The sequence below is a fragment of the Bradyrhizobium sp. SZCCHNS3052 genome, from assembly GCF_032484495.1.
Lineage (GTDB): Bacteria > Pseudomonadota > Alphaproteobacteria > Rhizobiales > Xanthobacteraceae > Bradyrhizobium.
This window is the reverse complement of record NZ_JAUETB010000003.1, coordinates 363394-387395: the sequence shown is the minus strand read 5'-3', so window position 1 is coordinate 387395 and position 24002 is coordinate 363394. Positions and strand designations below refer to the sequence as shown.

The following is a 24002-nucleotide window of genomic DNA, read 5'->3' as shown; positions in this document are numbered from 1 at the left end:
TCAGCGCGCCGCGACCACCTTGAGGCCGGGCAGCAGCGCCGCGCCGCCGCGCGGGCTGCGCACCGGATTGATCTGGTACAGACCCCGCCGCTCCTGGTTGGGCCGGAACGCGTCGGTGATGCCGACGACCGATTCGGCGGCTCCCAGCAACAGCGTGCCGTCCGGCTCCATCACCTTGGCCATTCGCTCGAAGATCGAGGCCTTGGTCTCCTGATCGAAATAGATCAGCACGTTGCGGCAGAAGATGATGTCGAACTTGCCGAGATGCGAGAAGTCCTGCAGCAGATTGAGCTGGCGATGCTGGACCATGCCGCGGATGTCGGCGCTGAGCTGCCAGAGCTCGCCGAGCTGCGTGAAATATTTCACCAGCAGCTGGATCGGCAATCCACGCTGCACCTCGAACTGGCTGTAGAGGCCGGCCTTCGATTTCTCCAGCACCTCCTGCGACAGGTCGGTGGCAACGATCTCGATGCGCCAGCCCGCCAGAGCGGGACCGAATTCGCGCAGGCACATCGCGATCGAATACGGCTCCTGTCCGGTCGAGCAGGCGGCCGACCAGATGCGCAGGGAACGACGATTGGCGCGCGACTGGATCAGCGCCGGCAGGATGCCCTCACGGAGATGATCGAACGGAATCTTGTCGCGGAAGAAGAACGTCTCGTTGGTGGTCATCGCCTCGACCACCTGCGTCGTGAGCTGCTCCGCGCCGCTCTTGATCTTCTGCACCAGCTCCGTGATGCCCGGCAGGTTGGAGCGGCGGGCCAGCGGCAGCAACCGGCTTTCGACCAGGTACTGCTTATCGGCCGACAGATCGAGGCCGGAGCGATCCTTCAGGACCTTACGCAAGAACTCATAGTCCAGGGGTGTCACGAACGGTCTCCAGCAAACAGACGAACCAGCTTCGGTCCAATCTGATTCAAGGGAAGGACGGCCGCGCAGATGCCGGCATTGGCTGCTGCGCCCGGCATGCCCCAGACCACGCTGGTCGCCTCGTCCTGCGCGATCACGCTGCCGCCGGCGGCGACGATGTCCTTGCCGCCGCGCATGCCGTCGGATCCCATGCCGGTCAGGATCACGGCCAGGGTCGAGCCCTGCCAGACCTCGATCGCCGACATGAACAAGGGATCGACGGCGGGCTTGCAGAAATTGACCGGAGGACCGTTGTCCAGCGCGATCACCACATCGGCGCCATGGCGCGCCACACGCATGTGGCGGCCGCCGGGGGCAAGGTAGATCTGACCCGGCTTCACCACTTCACCGTCGACGGCCTCATGGGCCGGCCTGCGGCTCGAGCGCGCCAGATGCTCGGCGAGGATGGTGGTGAAGGTCGGCGGCATATGCTGGGTGATCAGCACCGGAAAGCGGTCGATCACGGGACCGAGCTCGGTCACCAGCGACATCAGCGCCTGCGGGCCGCCGGTCGACGATCCGATCAGCAGCACCTTCGGCATCTGCGTGCTGAAGGAGCGGCGCGCCAGCTGGGCCGGCGCGGCGGGCGCCACGGGAGCGACCATCGGCCGCGCCGTTGGCGCAGGCCGGAGCCCCTGGACTTGCGGGACGATCGGCGAGGCGGCCGGCGCATGCGGGGCGGGAGCGGCGCGGCGCGCCTTGGCGCCGAGATTGCGGATCTTCTGAATCAAATCGTAGTGGAAATTGTCGGCCGCCGAGGCCTCGCGCGTGCTCTCGGGTTTCGGAATGTAGTCGGCCGCGCCGAGCGACAGCGCCTTGAAGCTGATCTCCGCGTTGCGGCGGGTCAGCGTCGACGCCATGATGACGGCGAGGTTCTTCTTCTTGGCAAGCAGCTTCGGCAGGGCGGCGATGCCGTCGAGCTCGGGCATCTCGATGTCGAGCACGGCGACGTCGGGATTGACGCGATCGATCTGGTTCACGGCTTCGAGGCCCGTGCGCAGCGACGCCGCCACGACCATGTCGGGCTCAGACGCGATCCAGCGCGAGATCATGCCGCGAATGACCACGGAATCGTCCACGACCATCACGCGGAGAGGTTCCTGCCTGGTCGAACTTGGGATCGAAGAACTGGCCAACGCGACGCTCATAGTTCACCAACAGGACAGAGGCACGGGGTGACGGCAAGCCCGGACGACCACGGGACCGACGCTCGCGACGGAGATCAGATCAGCCCGACTTCCTGAAACTTCGCCGTCACGATGTCCTTGTCGAAGGGCTTCATGATGTACTCGTTGGCGCCGGCGTGCAGCGCGCGCGCGATGTGCGCGACATCGTTCTCGGTCGTGCAGAACACCACCTTCGGCGCGTCGCCGCCGGGCATACGCCGGAGATTGCCGAGGAACTCGTAGCCGTCCATGACGGGCATGTTCCAGTCGAGCAGCACCGCATCCGGGAGGCCCCGCTTGCAGATCTCCAGCGCCTGCTCGCCGTCCTCCGCTTCCACGATCTGGAAATCCAGACCTTCCAGAATGCGTCGCGCCACCTTTCGAATGACGCTGGAATCGTCAACTACCAGACACGTTCTCATATCAGCCTCACGAGATCAGGATCCAATGCAATGACGCATGATGCGCCGCTGCCCGCACGTTGCAGTGTTCAGGCCGCCATCTTGTCGGCGGCGAGCTCGAGCACGCGATCGACGTCGAGAATGACCATCAGCTGGCCGTCGAGGCGGTGCACGCCGCCGGCAAGCTTCGCCATGCGCGGGTCGAGATTGACGGGGTTCTCCTCCCGGCCCTCCTCGGGCAGCCGCAGCACCTCGCCGATCTGGTCGATCAGGAGACCATAGGACTCGCCGCGCAGATCGACGCCGACCGCCATCGGCGGCTTGCCGTCCTCGGCGCGGGCAAGGCCGAGCCGCGCCCGCATGTCGACGACGGTCACGATGCGGCCGCGCAGGTTCAGGACCCCGGCGATCTCCGCCGATGACAGCGGCACCCGCGTCACCCGCTCCGGCATGAACACGTCCTGCACCCGGGAGATCGGCAGGCCGAACAGCTGGCCGCCGATCATCGCAGTGACGTATTCGACGGCGGCGCCCTCGGTGGTTTCGATCTTGCTGCTCATCGCACGCTACTCCTGTCCGCTTGCTGTCACGCGGCCCGCCGGTTGGCTTCGGCGCGGGCCCGTTCCTCGATCTGTTCCTTCAGCGCCGCGATCAGGCCGGGCCGGTCGAACTTGGCGATGTAGTCGTAGAGACCCGCCTGGCGGCCGCGCTCGATCGCCGCCGGCGACACCAGCGACGACACCGCGATGACCGGCATCTGGCTCAGGTTCTGGTCGGCGCGGATCGCCTCGGTGAACTCGAAGCCGTTCATCTCCGGCATCTCGATGTCGGTGACGACGATGTCGAAGCTGTGCCCGGAGCGCAGCGTGGCCAGGCCCTCGATCGCCGAGGCCGCCGTGCGCACCTTGTAGCCGGCCGACTTCAACACCGGCGCCAGCATGTTGCGGAAGAACGGCGAGTCGTCGACCAGCAGCACCGACTGCGTCTGCGCATCGGTGTGCATCTCCTTGCGGATGAACCAGTCGGCGAAGGCCATCGGCAGGAAGTGGCCGACGTCGATCACCTCGGTCGCCTGGCCCTTGATCACCGCCGAGCCGAGGATGCCGTCCTTGGCGCCGGAGACCTGGATGTTGAGCCGCTCCTCGACGATGTCGATGATCTCGTCGACCACGAGGCCCATCGCGCGGGTCTCGTCGGCGAACACCAGGATCGGCTGCGAGCCCGACGTCTGCACCGACACGCCTTCCATCTGCACCAGGGGCATCAGCTGGTCGCGGTACTGCACCATGTAGCGGCCGTTGGAGATCTCGATCTTGTCGGCCGCGATCTCCTCCAGGCGCGTGACCAGCGCCAGCGGCACCGCCTTGGGCTGCGCCGTGCCGGCGCGGAACACCAGCAGCGAGGTGAGCTGCTCGCCGCCGATGGCGTGATGCGCGGCGTGCTCGTCCGACACCGCCTGCGAGGCCGAGCCGGCGGCGCCGAGCGCTTTCGCAATGCCGTTCGGATCGATGATCATGATCACGGCGCCGTCGCCCAGGATGGTGTTGCCCGAGAACATGTCGATGTGACGCAGCTTGGTCGACATCGGCTTGACCACGATTTCCTCGGTGTGGAACACGCAGTCGACCACGATGCCGAAGGTCTGGTTGCCGACCTGCGTCACCACGATGAAGCCATTCTCCGGATCGGTCGACGAGCCGTCGTCGATCTTCAGGAGCTTCTTCAGATGCATCAGCGGCAGCAGCTTGTTGCGCAAGCGCAGCACCGCGGTGTCCTTGATGCGCTCGATGCGGTGCTCGGAGTTGGCGCGCGCACGCACCAGCTCGACGACCGACAATTGCGGGATCGCGAAGCGGTCGCCGCCGGCTTCGACGATCAGCGCCGAGACGATCGCGAGCGTCAGCGGGATCTTGATGGTGACCGAGGTGCCCTCGCCGAGCACCGACTTGATGTCGATGGTGCCGCCGATCTGGTCGATGTTGGTGCGCACCACGTCCATGCCGACGCCGCGGCCCGAGACCGAGGTGACGGCGGCCGCGGTCGAGAAGCCCGGCTCGAAGATGAACTTGTGGATCTGCGCTTCCGTCATCTTCTCGAGCTCGGCCTCGGTGACGAGGCCGTTCGCCAAGGCCTTGGCCTTGATGCGCTCGGTGTTGAGGCCGCGGCCGTTGTCGGCGATGCAGATGATGATATGGCCGCCTTCGTGATAGGCGGACAGCCGGATGGTGCCCTGCTCGGCCTTGCCGGCCGCGGCGCGCTCGGCCATCGTCTCCAGGCCGTGATCGGCGGAGTTGCGCACCATGTGGGTGAGCGGGTCCTTGATCAGGTCGAGCACCTGGCGGTCGAGCTCGGTGTCGGCGCCGTGCATCTCGAGCTCGATCTGCTTGCCGAGTTCGGTGGCGAGGTCGCGGACGATGCGCGGCAGCTTCTGCCAGGCATTGCCGATCGGCTGCATGCGCGTCTTCATGACGCCCTCCTGCAGCTCGGCGGTGACGTTGGACAGCCGCTGCAGCGGCACCTTGAACTCGGTGTCCTCGTTGCGGCGGGCGATCTCCAGGAGCTGGTTGCGCGTCAGCACCAGCTCCGAGACCATCGTCATCAGATGTTCGAGCGTGTCGACGTTGACGCGGATCGACTGGTTGGCGACCTTGTCGTTCTCGTGCACCTCGCCGTCGGCATTGACCTTCGGCCGCGCCGCCTTCTTCGGCTCGGCCTTGGCCTCTGCTTCCGCCTTGGCAGGCCCGGCCTTGGCGACCGGCGCCGGGGCAGCGGCCTTGGGCTCAGGCGCCTTCTCATGCGCGGGCGGCAACTCGATCGCGGTCTCGCGGAAGGCCCGCTCGAGCTCGTCGAGCGACACTTCGCCCGGACGCAGCGGACGCTCCAGCGTCTGGTCGATCAGCGAGCCGTGCGTCACCGCGGGGGCGGGCGGCGCGGCCGGCACCAGCGGCGGGGCCGCCTCGCCGGCGGCCATCGCCGCCATGCCGCGCTCGACCATGGCCTCGAGCTCGCTGATGAGGTCGCGGTCCTCGCCCTCGGGCTCGGCCTCGTTGGCCTCGAGCTGTCCCAGGATGTCCTTGATGCGGTCGATCGTGGTCAGGATCAGCGTCACGGCCTCGCCGGTCACCGGCATGCCGTCGCGGAATTTGCCCATCAATGTTTCGGCGGCGTGCGCCAGTGCTTCGAGCCGCGGCAGGCCGAGGAAACCGCAGGTCCCCTTGATCGTGTGCACCAGCCGGAAGATGTTATCGAGGATCTTGGCGTTGTTCGGCTCCTGCTCGAACCGCACCAATTGATTGTCGACGGTATCCAGGCTCTCGCTGGTCTCCGTCAGGAACTCACGCAACAGGTCATCCATGAAACTGGCCTTCGCACGCAACGGAACGCGACATGACGCGCCCTTCAAACCGTGGCCAGTTTCGGTGCAAAGCGTTTAATATTAGTTGAGTAAGCGCAAATGAACGGACTCAACAAAGAGATAAGATGCATCCGGACAAGTTCGGACACATCGGCAAGGCTTGATTAACCATGGTGAAGGGATTGTTGCGTCTGTCCCACGACACGAGGCCGCAGGGACTGACGCGGCAGGACGTCCGCCCGATCAGGCCGCCTGCACGACCATCGCATTGCCGTCGGCGGTGAGCGTCACCTTGAGGCCGCAGGCATCGGCAAGCAGACGGGTGTAGTAGGGCTGCACCGCGTGGGCATCGATGGTCGATTGCAAGTCGCCACCGAGCAGATTGACGATGTTCTGCGGCAGCCGGGCATTGAGCCCGGTGGCGGCGACGCGGAAGCTCATGGTCTCGCCATCGCCGATCGGGTCGACGGTCAGCATGCCGCCGCGCGGGATCGTCTGCTGCGCCACCACCATCATGTTGAGCAGCAGCTTGACCCGGTTCTTGGGCAACAGCAGCCGCGGCAGATTCCAGGTGATCGAGGTCTTGGCGTCCTCGATGTGGCCGCGCGCCATGGTCTGGGCGTCGCCGAGATCGATCTGCGCGCCCGCAGAGCCGGCCGCACCAAAGGCGAGGCGGCAGAATTGCAGCCGGGCCGACGCCGTCTTGGCGCTCTTGCGGATCAGCTCCAGCGCGAAGTCGCGATCCTCCGGCTTCGGATTGTCGTCGAGCACCTCGAGCCCATTGACGATGGCCCCGACCGGACTAATCAGGTCGTGGCAGACCTTCGAGCAGAGCAGAGCGGCAAGTTCGAGCGTATCGGGAGCGGGAATCGGATTGGCGATCTCGGGAGAGGACGTGCCGGACATTCGATGTTCCTGAAATCCGCGAACCTGGGCGAATCATGCTTGCGCTAACGCTTGATACACTGCGAAAGCATGGACCGCCACCGAACTGAGAGCGGCACACGGGAAAGTACGTAGCGGTTTTCCCGGCAGCCGCAATGAACGTGCGAACGGCCGTACCCGGATGCGCCGGGCGCCAGAACAGGGATACGATGATGCCAGCTGCGTACGGAATGGCCGGAAGGAGCACCGCGCAATGACGACGGCACCGACTGCAGGAACCGTCGGGGTCGAGGCCGCCGCGGCGCTGATGACGCCCCTGACGGAGCTCGTCGTCGAGGCGGCCTACGCGATCCTCGCCGTCAACCGGCGCGCCATGGCCGTCACCGACAAATCCGACGGCTCGCCGGTCACCGAGGCCGATCTTGCCGCCGACCGGGTCATTGCCGAGGGGCTGGCGCGGCTGGCGCCCGCGATCCCCGCGCTGTCGGAGGAGCGGGTCGGAACGAGCGCAGGACCGTTCGAGGGCAGCTTCTTCCTGATCGATCCGCTCGACGGCACCAAGGAGTTCGTCGCCGGGCGCGGCGAGTTCACGGTCAATCTGGCGCTGGTTACCGACGGCAGCCCGCTGCTCGGCATCGTCTGCGCGCCGGCCATCGGCCAGATCTGGCGCGGCCTGGTCGGCCGTGGCGCCGAGCGGCTGTCGTTCACGGAGGCGGGTCTGGCGGCCGCCGAGCCGATCCGCACCCGGCCGATGCCGCCGCAAGGCGCGGCATGGGTCGCCGCGGTCAGCCGGTCGCATGGCGATGCCCGCACCGAAGCCTTCATTGCGGCGCGTCCGGGCGCGGTGCGCCTGCCGCTCGGCTCGGCCGTGAAGTTCGGGCGGCTCGCCGAAGGTCTGGCCGACATCTATCCGCGGCTCGGCCCGACCTCGGAATGGGACGTGGCGGCAGGCCATGCCGTGGTCGCAGCCGCCGGCGGCACCGTCACCAGCGAGACCGGCGCGCCGTTGCGCTATGGCGAGCGCCCCGACGGCTTCATCGTGCCGTCCTTCATCGCCTGGGGCGACCCGGCTGCGGTGAAGGTTTGAGACAGCGCTGCCGCGCTATTGCGGCAGGTCGCCCTCGAGCGCCGGCCAACGGGCCTCCGCACCCGGCAGATAGCGGCTCGGGTCGGCCGCGAAAGCGTCGCGGCTCTCTTCTCGGTTGAACAGGAACAGCCGTTCCTCGACCACGACGAAGAAGCGCGGGTTGCCGGCCACCGTTACGCCGCGAGCCACATCGGTCGGGTCGTAGCCGCCGAATTGCGGGCCGTAGACCTCCGGATGGGCCAGGAACGAGGCGCGATTGCCCTCGTTGCGAAACCGCCAGACCACTCCACCCTGGGACGCCTCGAAATCCGGCAGCCCCGGCATGGCCCTGCCATCCACGAAATAGGAAACAGGGTCGAAGCCGTCGATCGCCAGCCCGCTGAAGCGGTCGGAGATGATGCGCTGCGTCGTGGCCGCCGGCGCGCCGACCGGCGGCAGCCCAGCGAGCGCGATAGCGGCAATTACAAGGCGAAACAGCGACTTTGACCCGGTCTGGGGCGGTTGTTGCCGTTGTGCGGTCATAGTTGGTGCCGATAACATGAGAGTCGCAGGGGCATCGCCCCTCGCCCGACAATCGCCCGATGTGGTTGGCGTCAGGTTAAGGCGAGGCTCGGGCAGCCGATAGCAGGGGATTTCCATCGATGAGTTTCGCATCCCGCCTTGCCGCCACGACGTTCGCGGCCGTGCTGGCCATGACCGCGTCGGTCGCCGCGCAGCAGGCGCCCCCGCCTGCCGCGCCGCCGTATCAGCAGCCCGCACCCCCGCCGCGCCCTGCGCCGAGCCCGGACAGCTTCAACCCGGACGAGCTCGTCAATGCCGGCCACCGCTTCTTCGGCAACGTTTCGCGCGGCCTCGCCTCGGTGATCGAGCGCGCCGTCAGCCAATGGGGCCTGCCGAATGGCTACATCCTGGGTGAGGAAGGCGCCGGTGCCTTCGTCGCCGGTCTCCGTTACGGCGAAGGCACGCTCTACACCAAGAACGCCGGCGACCTCCGCGTCTATTGGCAGGGCCCCTCGCTCGGCTTCGACTGGGGCGGCGACGGCGCCCGCACCATGACGCTGGTCTACAACCTGCCGGCCACCAGCGCGATCTACCAGCGCTTCGTCGGCATCGACGGCTCGGCCTATATCGTTGGCGGCTTCGGCATGACGGCGCTCACCGCCAACAACATCGTGCTGGTCCCGATCAGGTCCGGCATCGGCCTGCGGCTCGGCGCCAATGTCGGCTACCTCAAGTTCACGCCGAGCGCGACCTGGAACCCGTTCTGAGGCCGCCGCCGATACCGCCAATTGATGCCGCGAGGACACGTTCTCCCGTGACGGATCAAGGTTAACACGGCATTGGGCTGGCGTTGAATCAGCCCGCCGTGCATTGTGATTCCGTTAATCATTTCTGACCGGGAGTTGTGCGTCATGGTCGAGCCGATCATGTATTTTGCGATCGGTTTTCTGATCGCCATGCTCTGTGCGCTGATGATCGTGCCGCTGGTGCACAATCGTGCGGTGCGGCTGACGACGCGCCGGCTCGAGGCGGCGACGCCGCTGTCGATGGCCGAGATCCAGGCCGACAAGGACCAGCTGCGCGCGGAGTTCGCGATGTCGGCGCGGCGGCTGGAGATGAGCGTCGACGCGCTCAAGAACAAGGCCACCGGCCAGCTCGCCGACCTCGGCAAGAAGACCGACGCCATCAACCGCATGAAGATCGAGCTCGGCGAGAAGAACGCCGCGATCTTTGCGCTGGAGGCGCGCGAGAAGGCGCTGAAGGATCAGCTGCGCGCCACCGAGGAAGAATTCGCCGCCAAGACGGAGGCGCTGCGCGCCGCCGAGCAGGCGCTGAAGGAGAAGCAGGCCGAGCAGGTGCGCCTGACTGCCGAGCTCAACGACAAGGCTTTGCTGGCCGACAGCCGGCAGGTCGAGCTGGTGTCGGTCAGGACCCAGGTCGAGGAGCTGCGCAGCCGCGTGGCCGACGCCGAGAAGGAATTCTCCGCGACCCAGACGCGGCTCGCGCTGGAGCGCGACGAATCCGACACCGCGACCAAGGCGCTCAACGACGCCCGCGCGCGGGTCGAGAATCTCAGCCAGCGCGTCACCGAGCTCGACCGCCAGCTGATCGTCCAGGTCAAGGAAGCCGAGATGCTGGCGAGCCGCGTCGCCGACCTCGAGGGCCGGCTGTCGACCCAGGGCAAGCTGCTTGCCGAACGTGATTTCGAGAACAACCAGCTGCGCGAGGCCAACGTGGCCGCCGACCGCGCCTTGAAGGAGCTGCGCGAGGAGCTGGCCGGCATGGGCAGCGGCAAGTCGGCCGCGTTCGAGCGGCTCAAATCCGAGAAGGCCGCCCTCGAACAGCAGCTGCAGGCCGCCCGCGACGAGCGCACCAAGCTGCAGCGCGAGATGAACGCCATCCAGCAGCAGGCCGAGAGCACCTGGGCCCAGGAGCGGATGGAGAACGCGCTGTTGCGCGAACGTATCAACGACATCGCCGCCGAGGTCGCCAAGCTCGCGATGCAGATCGAGGGCCCGAACTCGACGATCGAGGCCATGCTGGCCGCCGAGCCGGCCCCCGCCAAGCCTGCCAACGCCAATGGCGTCGCCGCGGCGCCGGCTGCTGCGGCCGGCGGTGCGCCCCAGGGCGGTACCCTGGCCGACCGCATCCGCGCGCTGCAGTCTCATGCCTCGCGAGCACGGCAGCTCGGGGCCTGAGGCCGCCGGATCGGAGCCGAGTGCGGCGGATATCTGCCCCTCTCTTCAGTATGGAGGCCGGCCCGCGAGAGGGCCGGTTTCGGCCCCGATCGAGGACGGGCCACCGCACCCCGGCAGTTTTCCTCGCCATCTCCGCCGCAAATCCTTGACACCCCCTGCCCGCGCTTCGTAAATCGCGGGCTCCGACGGACTGCTTCGGCGGCTCGCTGGCTCACAGCCACGACCGCCACCGGCAACCGGGCGCATAGCTCAGCGGGAGAGCGTTCCCTTCACACGGGAGAGGTCCAAGGTTCGATCCCTTGTGCGCCCACCATTTGCCGTCGCCATCCTTTTCCTTTCATGCGATCGCTTGTGCTGGTCTGGCCCGTCGTCATGCCTCCGGCGACGCGATGGTCACGCAGGATTGAGCGGGATCAACGACTGCGTCGGCGCCTGGCTTATGTTAGCTGTCTTGCTCTGCGACCGGAAAGGTAACTCCATCTCGATGCGGCTCGTCCGTACCATCCTGGCGTTCGCGATTGCCCTGTCCGTGGCGATGCTGCCGATCGGCGCATCGGCGGCTGTGATGGCGTCGTCGGACGAGATGCAGACGAGCATGCAGATGGACGACGGGGCCGGCATGTCGATGGACGAATGCTGCCCCGACGACATGAAGGGCACCGGCTCCCCGTCGCACAACACCAAATGCAGCATGGGTTTCTGCTGCGCGGGAGGGACGGTTGCGCTCGGCGATGTCAGGGCCGTTGCCTTCGCGCCCCTCGCCGTGAGCGCGACCAGGATCGCCATTCCCGCCGATCAGGTCGCTTCTCTTCACAGCGGCAGTCCTCCGTTCCGACCTCCTCGAGTCTGATCTCGCACGAGCCGACGCGCACAATGTCTGCGCGCCGATGACTGACGTGCGCGCCGCGGGCGCCACGGCCGAGATCCATTCATGAGGACAGGACCATGCTTTCCAGAATCAGCACCGCGGCCCTCGCCGCCACCCTTTCGCTCGCCGCACCGGCCGCCATCGCCGGCGCCGCCGACTACAGCTTCGAGCCCGTCACGGCCGAGATGAAGAAGGGCGACGACGTCACGGTCGCCGTTCGTCTCACCCATAAGCAGACCGGCAAGGCCGTAACTGACGCGGTCATTTTCAAGACACGCGTCGACATGGCGCCGGACGGGATGGCCGACATGGTGTCGGAGGTGGCGCCGCTGCCGTCCAAGGAGCCCGGCGTCTACGCCTTCAAGACCGACCTGCCGATGGCCGGGCGCTACCAGGTCACGCTCTCCGCGAAGGTGCAGGGCGAGCCGGAGACGGTCACCGGCAAGGTCGTCGTCAAGGCGACGAAGTGAGCCTGCGGGGCGCTCCCCGACGAGCGCCCCGCCCTTCCCAACGGATCGCGCGCGTCGCGCGCCTCACGGTGATGTCATGAACACATTGCGTCTGCTCGCGGCCGTTACGCTCGGCGCCGGCCTTGGTTTGGGTGGTCTCTGGTCGATCCAGACATCGCCGCCGTCGCTCCGCCCCCATCTTGCCGCCACGGCGGCGGAGCGGATGCCGCTGTATTATCGCGATCCCAGCGGCGCCCCTGCCTGGTCGGCAGGCCCCAGGAAGGACGAGCGCGGGCGGGACTACCTGCCGGTCTACGACGACGATCAAGCCGCGCCCGCCCCCGCCAAGCCGACGCAGCAGGCGGACTCCTCGCGCCGGATTCTCTACTACCGCAATCCCATGGGCCTGCCTGACACGTCGCCTTCTCCGAAGAAGGACCCGATGGGAATGGACTACGTTCCCGTCTACGAGGGCGACGATGCCGAGGATGGCGTGGTGAAGCTGTCGCCCGGCAAGATCCAGCGGACGGGCGTGAGATCCACGCCGGTCGAGCGGCGCACGCTCCGCATCGCCGTCAAGGCACCGGGAACGATCCAGCTCGACGAGCGCCGAGTCTCCGTGATCGCGATGCGGGCCGAAAGCTTCGTGCAGAAGGTCGCCGACGTGACCACGGGCACGCGCGTGAAGGCGGGCCAGCCGCTGATGGAGATCTACAGCTCGGCGATGGCCGCGGCCGCAGCCGAGTATCTCTCCACCATCAATTCCAGCATCGTCGGCGGCAACGCAACCTACGGCCGCGGCGCGCGCCAGCGCTTGACCAATCTGGACGTCCCGGAGCCGGTGATCATGGCGATGGAGAGGTCGCGCGTCGCACCGATCACGGTTCAATGGTCGGCGCCGCGCGATGGCGTCGTGCTGGAGCGCAATGCGACCGAAGGCATGCGCGCCAATCCGGGCGACGTGCTGTTCCGGATCGCCGACATCTCGACGGTCTGGGCCTTGGTCGATGTCGCCGAACGCGACCTCGGCAGCATCGCCGTCGGACAGCCCGTGACGATCCATGCGCGCAGCTTCGCGGGCCGAACCTTCGCCGGCTCGATCGCAGTCGTCTATCCCCAGGTGAACAAGGACACGCGGACGGCGCGCCTACGGATCGAGCTCGCCAATCCGGACCTCGCGCTGCTCCCCGACATGTATGTCGATGCCGAGATCGACACCGCGGACCCGGCGCCGCTCTTGGCCGTGCCCGCTGATGCCGTGCTCGACACCGGCAGGCGCCAGGCGGTCCTCGTCGACAGGGGCGGCGGCCGCTACGAGCCGCGCGCCGTGACGCTCGGCCGGCGCGGCGCCGGCTATGTCGAGGTGCGCGATGGCCTGTCGGATGGCGAGGCGGTCGTCACCTCGGCCAACTTCCTGATCGACGCCGAAAGCAACCTGAAGGCCGCGCTGAAGAGCTTCGCGGACTCCGACGAAGCGCAATCCGCCGGCAGCGACCACGCCGGCATGGGAGACCACAAATGATCGCCCGCATCATTGCCTGGTCGGCGCGCAACCTGCTGCTGGTCCTGTTCGGGACCGGCTTCGCCGCAGCAGCCGGGCTCTACGCACTCATTCACCTGCCGCTCGACGCAATTCCCGATCTGTCGGACACCCAGGTGATCGTCTACACCGAGTATCCCGGTCAGGCGCCTGAGGTCATCGAAGACCAGGTCACCTATCCCCTGACGACCGCGATGCTCACGGTGCCGAAGTCGAAGGTCGTGCGCGGCTTCTCGTTCTTCGGCGTGTCGTTCGTCTACGTCATCTTCGAAGACGGCACCGACATCTACTGGGCGCGCTCGCGCGTGATGGAGTTCCTGAACAGCGCCGCCTCGCGGCTTCCGGCGGGGGTCACGCCGACGATCGGGCCGGACGCGACCGGCGTCGGCTGGGTCTATCAATACGCCGTCATGTCGAAGGAGCTGAATCTCGCCGACACCCGCACGATCCAGGACTGGAACCTGAAGTTCGCGCTCGCCAAGGCCGAGGGTGTCGCCGAGGTCGCGAGCATCGGCGGCTTCGTCAAGCAGTACAACGTCGTGCTCGATCCGCAGCGCATGCGCGACCGCGGCATCAGCCTGCAGAAGATCCGCGACGCGATCCGCGCCAGCAATGCCGATGTCGGCGGCCGGACGGTCGAGCTGTCCGAGTTCGAATACGTCATCCGCGGCAAGGGCTATCTGAAGAGCATCAACGATCTCGGCAACATCGTGCTCAAGAGCTCAGGCGGCACGCCCGTGCTGCTGCGCGACGTCGCCAATGTCGAGCTTGGCCCCGACGAACGGCGCGGCATCGCCGAGCTCAATGGCGAGGGCGAGGTCGCCAGCGGCATCGTACTACAGCGCTTCGGCGTCAACGCGCTCGACGTGATCGAGAACGTCAAGAAGCGCCTGCATGAGATCGCGAGCAGCCTGCCCAAATCGGTCGAGATCGTTCCGGTCTACGACCGCTCGAACCTGATCTATGCCGCCATCGACACGCTGAAGCACACGCTGCTCGAGGAGAGCATCGTCGTCGCCTTCGTCTGTATCGTGTTCCTGCTGCACGTCCGCAGCGCCCTGGTCGCCATCCTGATGTTGCCGGTCGGCGTGCTGATGGCGTTCGGCGCGATGAAGCTGCTCGGACTCGGCTCGAACATCATGAGCCTGGGGGGCATCGCGATTGCGATCGGCGCCATGGTGGATGCCGCGATCGTCATGATCGAGAACGCCCACAAGCATCTGGAGCGTGCCGAGCCCGACGCATCACGCGTCCAGATCCTGATCGACGCGGCCGCGGAGGTCGGCCCCGCCCTGTTCTTCAGCCTGCTGATCATCACCGTGTCGTTCATGCCGATCTTCACGTTGGAATCGCAGGAAGGCCGGCTGTTCAGCCCGCTCGCCTTCACCAAGACGTTCTCGATGGCGGCAGCGGCGCTACTCTCGGTGACGCTGGTGCCGGCGCTGATGGTGATCTTCGTGCGCGGCAGGATCGTTCCCGAGCATCGCAATCCGATCAACCGCTTGCTGATCTGGATCTACCGGCCGGTCATCAAGGGTGTGCTGCGGGCCAAGACGCTCGTGATCCTCGCCGCGGCCGCCGTGCTCGCCATCACCGTCTGGCCGGCACGCCAGCTCGGCACCGAATTCATGCCGAGCCTGAACGAGGGCACGCTGCTCTACATGCCGACCACCCTGCCCGGCATCTCCGTCACCAAGGCCGCCGAGCTGATGCAGATGCAGGATCGGATCATCAAGTCGTTCCCCGAGGTCGCCTCTGTCTACGGCAAGGCCGGGCGAGCGGCGACCGCCACCGACCCTGCGCCGACAGAGATGTTCGAGACGGTCGTCAACCTCAAGCCCAGGGAGCAGTGGCGTCCCGGCGTCACGATCGACAGCCTCGTTGCCGAGATGGACAAGGCGCTGCAATTCCCCGGCGTCTCCAACGCCTGGACGATGCCGATCAAGGCGCGCATCGACATGCTCTCGACCGGCATCCGCACGCCGATCGGCGTCAAGGTAATAGGCACGGACCTGACCGAGATCGATCGTCTGGCCAAGCAGATCGAGCGGGTGATCAAGACCGTCCCCGGAACCTCCTCGGCCTATGCCGAGCGCGGCATCGGCGGCTATTACCTTGAGATCACGCCCGACCGCGAGGCCCTCGCCCGCTACGGACTCCTGGTCCAGGACGTCCAGGATACGATCGCGGCCGCCCTCGGCGGCCAGACGATCACCACGACCGTGGAGGGCCGCCAGCGCTTCAGCGTGAACATGCGCTATCCGCGCGATCTCCGCGACAATCCGAAGGCCATCGCCGGCGATGTCCTGGTGCCGATGCCCTCAGGCGGCGCCGTGCCGCTCGGCGAGGTCGCGAAGGTCGAGCCGGCCAGGGGCCCCACTTCGATCCGGACCGAGAACGGACAGCTCGCGACATACATCTATGTCGACATCCGCGACCGCGACATCGGCAGCTACGTCGCGGACGCGCAGCGCGCCGTCACCGAGAGCATCCAGTTTCCGGCCGGGACCTATGTACTCTGGAGCGGGCAGTATGAGTATCTGCAACGCGCGACTGCCCGGCTCAAGATCGTCATTCCCGTGACGCTCACCATCATCTTCCTGCTGCTGTATCTGAACTTCAGGGCCATGACCGAAACCCTGATCGTGATGCTGTCGCTGCCGTTCGCGCTGGTGGGCGGCATCTGGATGATGTGGTGGCTCGGCTTCAATCTGTCGGTCGCCGTCGCCGTCGGCTTCATTGCGCTTGCCGGCGTCGCCGCAGAGACCGGTGTCGTGATGCTGATCTATCTCGATCACGCGCTGGCCGCGGTGAAGGCGAGGCGCAGCGTCGAAGGCTGTCCGGTGAATCGGCAGGATCTCCAGGACGCGATCATGGAAGGCGCGGTCGAGCGCGTGCGCCCGAAGATGATGACCGTTGTCGCGATCATGGCGGGCCTGCTGCCGATCATGTGGAGTACGGGCACAGGGTCAGAGATCATGCAGCGCATCGCCGTGCCGATGATCGGAGGCATGATTTCGTCGACCCTGCTCACCCTGATCGTGATTCCGGCCATCTTCGGTCTGGTCAAGGGACGCAGCCTGTCGACCAGAACCGGGACGGCGGCAAGCGCTTCGAGCGGGTCGCAGGACGTGCAAAGGGCAGCTTGATCCACCGACAGCGAGAGGAGAGACGATGAGAAATTTCGCGACAGGAGCTCCGGTGGTCGCGGCGGCGCGGCGAAGGCGCCCGATCACGGTCAGCGACTAGCCGTACCGGCGCTGACAACGAACGATCGTCACCCCTGAGCCCGCCGACCGTTGATGTGGATCAACCTGAATGGCCCACGTCTGGCCATTGTTGATCGCCCCCTGAAGGAGGACTTGGTCATGCAAAAATTGCCCCTGGCTTTTCTGTTGGCGTTTTCTGCTTTGGCGCATCCCGCCTTTGCTCAATCCTCTAGTGACCATTCGGCCCATCATCCTGATCAGAAGGAAGCGCCAGCAACTGATGCCGGCAAATCGACCAGCGGGGCGAGTGGCGGCGGCATGATGAAGATGATGGACGGCATGCCGATGTCCAACATGATGCCGATGATGTCCGGCATGACGCGGCCGTCCGACGATTGTATGGGCGGCATGGAGGTGCTCGATCATGTGGAGGGACGGATCGCGTTCCTGCGGGCGGAGCTCAAGATCACGGACGCCCAGATGCCGGCATGGAACGGCTTCGCCGACGCGTTTCGCGCGCGTGCGAAGACGCTCGGCGATCTGCGGACTGCGATGATGTCGCAGGCCGGCTCGGAGACGGTGCTCGACCAGCTGACCGCACAGGAAAAATCGCTATCGGCTCGCCTCGACGCCACGCGAGCGATCAAGACCGCCCTGAGCGACCTCGTCGCAACCTTTTCCGACGAGCAGCGAAAGGTGGCCGACGAACTGCTCGCGCCCAATCTCGGCATGCCGCCGATGGGGATGCGGGGCGGCCGAATGAGCTCCATGCGGATGCAGCGGGGCCATTAGGAGAGGACCTGCTCCATGAAGCCGTCGACTCCGCCTCCGCCTGGCGGTCGTCAATCCGAACGGGGGATCCGCGGCGCTCGTCGGTTTCGTGCAATGACCGGTTACGACGGGGTTGCCTGGGGCCGATCGGCAAGCGGATACGCCGCGAGCGTCGCATTCGACGTCTGCGGTCGACATGGGAAGTTGACCTATATAGGGTACCCCCCTATATTATCCCGATGTCGCACACCATCAAACACAAGTCCAAGCTCCTCGCACGGGTCCGGCGCATCAAGGGCCAGATCGATGCGGTGGAGCGCGCGCTCGAAGCGGAGTTGGGCTGCGCCGACGTGCTCATGCTCGTCGCGTCGGTCAGGGGCGCAATCGGAGGCCTGACCACCGAGCTGCTGGAAGATCACATCCGGCACCATGTCGTGGACCCCGCGCACGAAAGCGATCCCGACAAGGCCAAGGGCGCCGCCGACCTGATCGAAGTGGTCCGGACCTATCTGAAGTGAGACTGGCATTGACCGATCTGTCTCAACTGCTCCAGCAAGGCAGCGCGCATGCGTGGCTGTTCGTGCCCAGCGCGATTGCCCTGGGTGCGCTGCATGGCCTGGAGCCCGGTCATTCCAAGACCATGATGGCCGCCTTCATCGTCGCAATCCGCGGCACCGTCCTGCAGGCCGTGCTGCTCGGCCTCTCGGCGACCATCTCCCACACCGCGATCGTATGGGTGATCGCACTCGCCGGTCTTCACTTCGGTCAGGAGCTTTCGGGCGAGCGCAGCGAAGCCCTTCTGCAACTGATCTCGGCCGTCGTCATCATCGGCATCGCGGCCTGGATGGTCTGGCGCACCTGGCGGGACCAGAGTGGACACCATGACCATGACCATCATCACCATCACGACGCGCTGCGATCGGTCGCGCTTGCCGGCCACGCGCTGTCGGTGGAGATCTTCGAAGATGGCGTGCCGCCGCGTTGGCGGATCCGGAACGAGACCGGCGCACTCCCACCCGCCGATACGCTCCACGTCACGACCGTTCGTGGAGACGGCCACGAGCAGCAGTTCAGTTTCCGGGCCAGCGGCGACGCCTTGGAGAGCATCGAGGAGATCCCCGAGCCGCACGTGTTCAAGGCACGCATCACGCTTGCTGGCGCCTCCGTCGAGATCCTGTTCGAGGAGCACACCCACGATCACATGGACCTCGGCGACGAGGACGATGCCCATGCGCGCGCCCACGCCGACGACATTCGACGGCGCTTCGCCGGCCGTACGGTCACGACCGCACAGATCGTCCTCTTCGGACTGAGCGGCGGTCTGATCCCTTGCCCCGCCGCCATCACGGTCCTGCTGTTGTGCCTTCAACTGAAGCAGTTCAGCCTGGGCTTCATCCTAGTGCTCTGCTTCGGCATCGGCCTGGCCATCACCATGGTGTCCGTCGGCGTTCTGGCCGCACTCAGCCTTCGGCATGTCGAGCGCCACTGGTCCGGCTTCAGCCGCCTCGCGCACCGGGCGCCCTATCTCTCGGCTGCTCTGATCGTACTGGTCGGGACCTATACGGGTTGGCTGGGACTGCACCAACTGATGACTTGAGGCGAAAGCGCGACCTAAGCCGATGCGGCGCCACAGAGGATTCATGGGCGAATTCGTCCGTGAATGGCGGCCGGACTAGCCTCTCATCGGCAGATCGAACCGCCGCCGATCGATCGCCTCGCGCTCCGACAGTCCCGCCGCCCGCGCAGAGATCCGGCTCTGACAGCGGCCCTCCTGGCTCTCCGTAGCGGCGTCGATGAGATCATCGATGTCGCGCGCAGCTTCCAGGCAGCGCCCGAGCTTGGCGAGAATGCCGAGGTCCTGGTCGTGGGCTCGAGCGACCTCCGCCAGGATCTCGGCACCGCGCTGAGGCCGATTGGCATGACATTCATTCCCATGACGCCGCGAGCCCACCGCATCGCGATGAGAGCCCGAAGCTCGCAGCCGCAGTTGGAGGCTGCTGCGTCGATGCACTGGGCCAAATTGGCCTCGCTCACCCGCGCATGGGCTCCCTGCGTCCGGCACAATCGTCACAGAATGCCCTCGCCGCTGCCCGTGCCGCCGGTGCAAGTCGGCTTTTGCGGGGCGGAACTCTCACGTTTTCCTGATTCCTGCGTCAGAACGCCGCTGGTCGAATTCGCCTATGGTCCGGCGCGTTTCCAACCCACGGAGGTTTTCCGCATGCGTAAACTGATCATCGCTACCGCCGCCCTCGCGTTCGTCTCGTCGGCCGCTCTTGCCCAGTCCACCGAGAAGCCGATGACGACCACCGGCCAGTCGGCGAAGAGCGGCGACGCCATGGGCGGGGGCGACGACATGAAGATGAGTAAGACGAAGAAGAAGTCGGCGAAGAAGTCGTCCGGCGACGCCATGTCGAAGTAAGGCGTGGGAGCGCCTGTCCGCAGGCTCCACATGCGCGACGAGATCGGGCCGCTCCTCTCAGGGGCGGCCCTTGTTCATTCGCGTCGACCGGCGATCGCGCACCTCTTCTGCGAGATGTCTCAGCCGGCGGCGAGTCCCATCTGCTGCAATCGCCCCGCGAACCAGGCCGACAAGACCGGATCGATCCGGGCGCCGACATAGACCTCCGGCGTGATCACGCTGCGGCGGTCGAGAATCACCAGCACGCCGATCCAATAGGCGAACCACAGATGCGGATCGGTCAGCGCCATCAGCTTGTGGCGGTCATGCGCCAGCGGCTGGTGGTTGCCGGCCTTGCGGACCTCGATCGCCAGCAGATTGTCGGGCACGGCACGCTTGTGCACGACGATGTCCGGGTAGACCGATTTTCCCAGCTCGTCGTCGGTCGAGACGATGGTGCCACGCGGCAGCAGCATGGCGCGGTCGCCGAGCCGGTTGTAATCGCAATCGACGTCCCACCCCAGGAAGTTGCGTTCGAGATGCACCGCCAGCCGATGCGTCAAGGCGCGCTCGCCGAGATCACGGTCGAGGATGAAGCGCTCGCGCGCATAGAACTCCTGCAGCGCAGAGATCAGCCGGTTCAATTCACTGTGCATGCCGCTCAGATACAGGAGAGAAGGACACCTCACCATCAACACGCGATCGGCGTGAGTCGCCAACCCCATAAATGAGGCGATGCGCCTTCCCTCGGCCGGCGGCCGTTTTGCGGCCGCCAGCGTTGCGGATTTACATCTGCACTTCGATCAGGCGCGGACCATATTCGGCGTTCGCCTCGGCCAGCGCGGCATTGAACTCGTCGGCCGAGGTGACGGCGCGGCCGGGGACGCCCATGCCCTTCGCCATGGCGACGAAGTCGAGCGTCGGACGGTCGATCTTGAGCATGTCCTGGGCGCGCTGGCCGGGCTCACCGGCGCCGACGCCGTCGAACTCGCCGCGCAGGATCTGGTAGATCCTGTTGGCGAACACCACCGTGACGACGTTGAGGTTCTCGCGCGCCTGGGTCCACAGCGACTGGATCGTGTACATCGCGCTGCCGTCGCCCACGAGGCACATGACCTTGCGGTCCGGGCAGGCCACCGCGGCGCCGGTCGCGACCGGGGTCGAGAAGCCGATCGAGCCGCCCATGTTCTGCAGCCAGTCATGCGGCTTGGCGGCCGCCGTCGGCGGGAAGAAGCCGCGGCCCGTGGTGATGGATTCGTCGACGACGATCGCGTTCTCGGGGATCGCATAGGCGATCGCCTGGGCGATGGTGGTGTGGTTCAGCGCGCCGGTGGGCTTGATCAGCTCGGCGAGCGGCTGCGGCTTCACGTCGGCCGGCTTGGCGCCGAGATGGCCGGCCAGCGCCTCGAGCGCCGCGGCCGAGTTCTCGCCCCAGGCGGTCATGCGGTGCACCTCGGTGCCCTCGGCCTTGAGCATGCTCGGCTTGTTCGGATAGGCGAAGAAGGCGACGGGGTCGTTGGCCTCGACCAGCACGATGTGCTTGTAGTTCTTCAAGATCGGCAGCGCCTGCTCGATCACGTAAGGGATGCGGTCGATCGAGAAGCGGCCGGCGCCGCGCGCCATGCGCGGGTGATAGGTCTGGCCCATCACGCGGCAGCCGGTCTTGCCGGCAATCTGCTGGGCGAAGGTCAGCGCCTGCTCGGTCAGCGCGCCCGCCGTCATCAGCACCAGGGTCTCGGGGCCGTGGGCATGCAGGATCTTGGCCGCCTTCTCCACCGCGTCAGCCGAATAGCTCGGGCGCTGCGCCTCTCCCGGAACCTGGGCAATGCCGTCGGCCTCGTTCCAGGCGGTGTCGGCGGGCAGGATCAGGGTGGCGATCTGCGGCGGCGCGCTCTTGGCGGCGGCGATCGCGGCGGCGCCGTCGGCGGCCACGGCCTTGGCGCTCGGCGAGGTCCGCACCCAGTCCGACATCGGCCGCGCCAGGCCCTCGATGTCCGAGGTCAGCGGCGCGTTGAAGCCGATGTGGTAGGTGGCGTGCTGGCCGACGATGTTGACGATGCCCGAGCGGGCCTTCTTGGCGTTGTGCAAATTGGCAAGGCCGTTGGCGAGGCCGGGGCCGAGATGGAGAAGCGTCGAGGCCGGCGTGCCCTTCATGCGGAAATAGCCGTCGGCGGCGCCGGTCACCACGCCTTCGAACAGGCCGAGCACGCAGCGCATGCCCTCGACACGGTCGAGCGCGGCGACGAAGTGCATCTCGGAGGTGCCCGGATTGGTAAAGCAGACGTCAACGCCGCCCGCGACCAGGGTCCGCACCAGGCTTTCCGCACCGTTCATCCTATTCTCCTGCTGATTCCGCGCGCCATTTGCAATGCTGGGCAGATCAATCATTGTTCGCCCGCGGCGTCAAAGGGGCTGGCCGCATTGCTGCCATCGCCGCGGTGCTCATGCGCGGGCTTGGCTAACAGGATGTTGGTCCAGGACGCGCGCGATTTTCCGTGGGATTTGGGTCACGGACCGTCGCCACATACCGGCCTCACGCCGCCGTGGGTTGCGAAGTGCAACCGTTTATGGCCTGTCTGCGAACGGAATTTGATGTTTGCCAGGGGATGGAAATGAAGCGCTGTTTGGCTTTGGGAATTGCTGCGGTCGCGTCGGTGGCAAGCGCCGGGATGGCGCGGGCGGAAATGTTCGACACCAGGGACCTCTTCGGCGGCGGGCCGAACTTCTACCAGAGCGGCGTGAGCCCGATTCCGCGCCAGACCGTGATGTTCCAGAGCCAGTATGCGCCCGGCACGATCATCGTGAACACCAGCGAGCGCCGGCTCTATCTGGTCCTGCCCGGCGGCCAGGCGTTGCGCTACGGCATCGGTGTCGGCCGTGACGGGTTCCGCTGGAGCGGAGTGCACCGCATCACCGCGAAGAAGGAATGGCCGGCCTGGACCCCGCCGTCGCAGATGCTGCGGCGCCGGCCCGACCTGCCGCGCCACATGGCCGGCGGCATCGAGAACCCGCTCGGCGCCCGCGCGATGTATCTCGGCTCCACGCTGTACCGCATCCACGGCTCGAACGAGCCCGAGACGATCGGCCAGGCGGTATCGTCGGGCTGCTTCCGCATGACCAATGACGACGTCGCCGACCTCTACGACCGCGTCTCGGTCGGCGCCACCGTGATCGTCAAGAACTGAGAGCCGCACGCGACCACGACGATGAGGCAATGTCACAGCGCGCATCCTCGCCGGCAGCACCGGTGCTCCGGGCGTCCCCTGCGGAGCGCGGTGGCTGCCGCGCTGGCTGCGCTCGTGACCGTGGTGGTCCCGCTGCCGGCGTCGGCCGCCGAAATTCCGGCGATCGCCGCCCGCCAGCGCACCGAGAAGAAGAGCTTCACCGACGCCGAGATCACCGACGGCTTCTTCAAGACCGCCTTCGGCGCCGAGTATCACCTGGCGGGCCGGGTTGACCGCATCCGGAAATACAGCGCGCCGGTGCGGGTGTTTGCCGACGGCCGCCGCGCCGACCGCAAGGCGCAGCTCGCCAAGGTCGTCAAAGATATCGCCGCCCGCATCCGCAACCTCGACATTGCGATGACCGAGACCGACGGCGACGCCAATGTCCGCGTCAAGCTGGTGCGCGACCGCGACCTCTACCACACCATCAGCCAAGCCTATGGCAGCGAGCGCGCGCGCGAGATCAAGACCTCGCTGGATCCGCAATGCCTGTCCGGCTTCCGCAAGAACGAGGCGTTCGAGATCGAGCGCTCCGACGTCATCCTGACCGTCGACAACGGCGATTTCGTCTTCCTCGATTGCGCCTATGAGGAGCTGCTGCAGTCGCTCGGGCCGATCAACGACACCTCGAGCGTGCCCTGGACGATGTTCAACGACAACGTCTCGATGGGCTATTTCGACGTCTACGACCAGTACATCCTCAACCTGCTGTACGACCCGCGCGTCAAGGCCGGCATGACGCTCGCCGACGTCAAGGCGGTGCTGCCGGACGTGCTGGTCGATGTGCGGGCCTGGGTGAGGAAGACCAACAATCTGGCGGAGTGAGCGGTCGGTTGATCCGAACGCGCTTGTGATCGCCTCATTGAGAGCCCGGACGCCGCCTCAGCCTCCGCTGTCGTCCCTGCGAACGTAGGGACCCATACGCCGCGGCCTCTGCAAGTGGCAAGCTGAGCGACGCCCGCTTCCAACAACAAGGTTCGGTGGTTATGGGTCCCTGCGTTCGCAGGGACGACAACGAATGTATGGCAACGCTGTCGGCAC

Annotated in this window: 22 protein-coding genes and 1 tRNA gene; 14 read left to right on the top strand and 9 right to left on the bottom strand. The window is 66.4% G+C overall.

What is annotated here, in order from left to right; all coding sequences use genetic code 11:
- The 6 genes from QX073_RS13325 to chpT all read right to left on the bottom strand — a co-directional run bounded on the left by QX073_RS13325 (window position 1) and on the right by chpT (window position 6737).
- Window positions 1-870: a protein-glutamate O-methyltransferase CheR gene (locus QX073_RS13325; protein ID WP_315752677.1), complete on the bottom strand. Its 870-nt coding sequence runs from the start codon at window positions 868-870 to the stop codon at window positions 1-3.
- Window positions 867-2057 carry a chemotaxis response regulator protein-glutamate methylesterase gene (locus QX073_RS13320; protein WP_316193546.1) on the bottom strand — a complete coding sequence of 397 codons (1191 nt, stop codon included), beginning with the start codon at window positions 2055-2057 and terminating at the stop codon, window positions 867-869. The genes QX073_RS13325 and QX073_RS13320 overlap by 4 nt, the downstream gene beginning before the upstream one ends.
- A 74-nt stretch (window positions 2058-2131) precedes the next feature.
- Window positions 2132-2497: a PleD family two-component system response regulator gene (locus tag QX073_RS13315; protein ID WP_006613312.1), complete on the bottom strand. Its 366-nt coding sequence runs from the start codon at window positions 2495-2497 to the stop codon at window positions 2132-2134.
- Window positions 2498-2565: 68 nt separating this feature from the next.
- Window positions 2566-3036, bottom strand: a complete 471-nt coding sequence (locus tag QX073_RS13310) for a chemotaxis protein CheW (RefSeq protein WP_315714012.1) — start codon at window positions 3034-3036, stop codon at window positions 2566-2568.
- Window positions 3037-3062: 26 nt separating this feature from the next.
- Window positions 3063-5831, bottom strand: a complete 2769-nt coding sequence (locus QX073_RS13305) for a hybrid sensor histidine kinase/response regulator (RefSeq protein WP_315714011.1) — start codon at window positions 5829-5831, stop codon at window positions 3063-3065.
- Between the two features lie 243 nt (window positions 5832-6074).
- Entirely contained in the window at window positions 6075-6737 is a 663-nt protein-coding gene (chpT, locus tag QX073_RS13300) for a histidine phosphotransferase ChpT (RefSeq protein ID WP_315752676.1), read from the bottom strand.
- A 232-nt stretch (window positions 6738-6969) separates the two neighbouring features.
- Here chpT and cysQ point away from each other — a divergent pair, with 232 nt between their 5' ends.
- Window positions 6970-7803, top strand: a complete 834-nt coding sequence (cysQ, locus tag QX073_RS13295; protein WP_315714009.1) for a 3'(2'),5'-bisphosphate nucleotidase CysQ — start codon at window positions 6970-6972, stop codon at window positions 7801-7803.
- A gap of 15 nt (window positions 7804-7818) precedes the next feature.
- On the opposite strand, the gene QX073_RS13290 is transcribed toward cysQ, so the two are convergent.
- Window positions 7819-8325 (bottom strand): YHS domain-containing (seleno)protein, encoded by a 507-nt coding sequence (locus tag QX073_RS13290; protein ID WP_315714008.1) that lies wholly within the window; start codon window positions 8323-8325, stop codon window positions 7819-7821.
- Between the two features lie 119 nt (window positions 8326-8444).
- On the opposite strand from QX073_RS13290, the gene QX073_RS13285 reads away from it, so the two are divergent.
- The 11 genes from QX073_RS13285 to QX073_RS13235 all read left to right on the top strand — a co-directional run bounded on the left by QX073_RS13285 (window position 8445) and on the right by QX073_RS13235 (window position 19758).
- Window positions 8445-9071: a DUF1134 domain-containing protein gene (locus tag QX073_RS13285; protein WP_315714007.1), complete on the top strand. Its 627-nt coding sequence runs from the start codon at window positions 8445-8447 to the stop codon at window positions 9069-9071.
- A gap of 144 nt (window positions 9072-9215) precedes the next feature.
- On the top strand, window positions 9216-10502 hold the full coding sequence (locus tag QX073_RS13280; protein ID WP_315714006.1) for a hypothetical protein: 1287 nt from the start codon (window positions 9216-9218) through the stop codon (window positions 10500-10502).
- A 238-nt stretch (window positions 10503-10740) separates the two neighbouring features.
- Window positions 10741-10815: transfer RNA gene (locus tag QX073_RS13275), tRNA-Val, on the top strand.
- A 171-nt stretch (window positions 10816-10986) separates the two neighbouring features.
- Complete coding sequence (locus QX073_RS13270; protein WP_315752732.1) at window positions 10987-11352, top strand: hypothetical protein; 366 nt, start codon at window positions 10987-10989, stop codon at window positions 11350-11352.
- A 95-nt stretch (window positions 11353-11447) separates the two neighbouring features.
- The gene (locus QX073_RS13265; RefSeq protein WP_315714005.1) at window positions 11448-11840 is read left to right on the top strand and encodes a FixH family protein; all 393 of its coding nucleotides are present in this window, start codon (window positions 11448-11450) and stop codon (window positions 11838-11840) included.
- Between the two features lie 76 nt (window positions 11841-11916).
- Window positions 11917-13341, top strand: a complete 1425-nt coding sequence (locus tag QX073_RS13260) for an efflux RND transporter periplasmic adaptor subunit (protein WP_315826078.1) — start codon at window positions 11917-11919, stop codon at window positions 13339-13341.
- Window positions 13338-16508 carry an efflux RND transporter permease subunit gene (locus tag QX073_RS13255; protein ID WP_315826077.1) on the top strand — a complete coding sequence of 1057 codons (3171 nt, stop codon included), beginning with the start codon at window positions 13338-13340 and terminating at the stop codon, window positions 16506-16508. Before QX073_RS13260 ends, QX073_RS13255 begins: the two co-directional genes overlap by 4 nt.
- Before the next feature lie 153 nt (window positions 16509-16661).
- A complete protein-coding gene (locus tag QX073_RS13250; protein WP_316200323.1) occupies window positions 16662-17360 on the top strand; it encodes a Spy/CpxP family protein refolding chaperone in 699 nt (232 codons plus the stop codon).
- 218 nt (window positions 17361-17578) lie between these two features.
- On the top strand, window positions 17579-17857 hold the full coding sequence (locus tag QX073_RS13245) for a metal/formaldehyde-sensitive transcriptional repressor (protein WP_315714001.1): 279 nt from the start codon (window positions 17579-17581) through the stop codon (window positions 17855-17857).
- Between the two features lie 8 nt (window positions 17858-17865).
- The gene (locus QX073_RS13240) at window positions 17866-18936 is read left to right on the top strand and encodes a nickel/cobalt efflux transporter (protein WP_316225862.1); all 1071 of its coding nucleotides are present in this window, start codon (window positions 17866-17868) and stop codon (window positions 18934-18936) included.
- Window positions 18937-18999: 63 nt separating this feature from the next.
- Window positions 19000-19758, top strand: coding sequence for a hypothetical protein (locus tag QX073_RS13235; RefSeq protein ID WP_316201371.1), 759 nt, complete (start codon window positions 19000-19002; stop codon window positions 19756-19758).
- Between the two features lie 119 nt (window positions 19759-19877).
- On the opposite strand, the gene QX073_RS13230 is transcribed toward QX073_RS13235, so the two are convergent.
- Together QX073_RS13230 and QX073_RS13225 are read right to left on the bottom strand one after the other, a co-directional pair.
- A complete protein-coding gene (locus QX073_RS13230; protein ID WP_315713998.1) occupies window positions 19878-20393 on the bottom strand; it encodes a hypothetical protein in 516 nt (171 codons plus the stop codon).
- 130 nt (window positions 20394-20523) lie between these two features.
- The gene (locus QX073_RS13225; protein WP_316169441.1) at window positions 20524-22071 is read right to left on the bottom strand and encodes an acetolactate synthase large subunit; all 1548 of its coding nucleotides are present in this window, start codon (window positions 22069-22071) and stop codon (window positions 20524-20526) included.
- A 278-nt stretch (window positions 22072-22349) separates the two neighbouring features.
- Here QX073_RS13225 and QX073_RS13220 point away from each other — a divergent pair, with 278 nt between their 5' ends.
- Both QX073_RS13220 and QX073_RS13215 read left to right on the top strand, forming a co-directional pair.
- Window positions 22350-22922, top strand: a complete 573-nt coding sequence (locus QX073_RS13220; RefSeq protein WP_315713996.1) for a L,D-transpeptidase — start codon at window positions 22350-22352, stop codon at window positions 22920-22922.
- Between the two features lie 21 nt (window positions 22923-22943).
- A complete protein-coding gene (locus QX073_RS13215; RefSeq protein ID WP_410052369.1) occupies window positions 22944-23786 on the top strand; it encodes a DUF2927 domain-containing protein in 843 nt (280 codons plus the stop codon).
- Window positions 23787-24002: the final 216 nt, after the last annotated feature.